The 466-nt window shown below is 50.6% G+C and carries 1 pseudogene; it reads left to right on the top strand.

What is annotated here, in order from left to right:
* A pseudogene (locus KNQ15_RS16650) lies at positions 1 to 466 on the top strand (CDP-glycerol glycerophosphotransferase family protein); the annotation flags it as partial.

Genomic DNA, 466 nt, shown 5'->3' with positions numbered 1-466 from the left:
CGCTCGATTTCTATCACCGATCGGAACCGAAATTACACCGTCTCGGTCGTGCCCGTTATATCACGCGTCAGCTGACACCGGAAGCGTTAGGGAAAGATGAGACGTCGACGATGCATATCATTCCGTACTACACGGTCGGTCACCGGAATCTATCATTTGAGATGACCGAGTTCACGAATGAAAATTACGCCTATCTGAATCATCTGATGACATTTGCCCCGCTCTACCGGCTGTTTGCCGAGAAGAACACGTGGCTCGTCGGAGAACGTCCATATAAAGCGCAGGACAATGGTTACCACTTCTTCAAATACATGCGCGAGACCTATCCGGAGCGACCGGTCTATTACGTCATCGATCCGGCGTCGAACGAATATGCGCAAGTCGCTCCGCTCGGAAACGTCTTGCCGATCAAATCGAAGGAACACATCTATCACTCTTTGATGGCAAAGAAGGTCATCGGGACACA

Source organism: Exiguobacterium sp. s168, assembly GCF_018619035.1.
Lineage (GTDB): Bacteria > Bacillota > Bacilli > Exiguobacteriales > Exiguobacteriaceae > Exiguobacterium_A > Exiguobacterium_A acetylicum.
The sequence above is the reverse complement of the archived record's forward strand: the minus strand, read 5'-3'. Positions and strand labels throughout refer to the sequence as shown.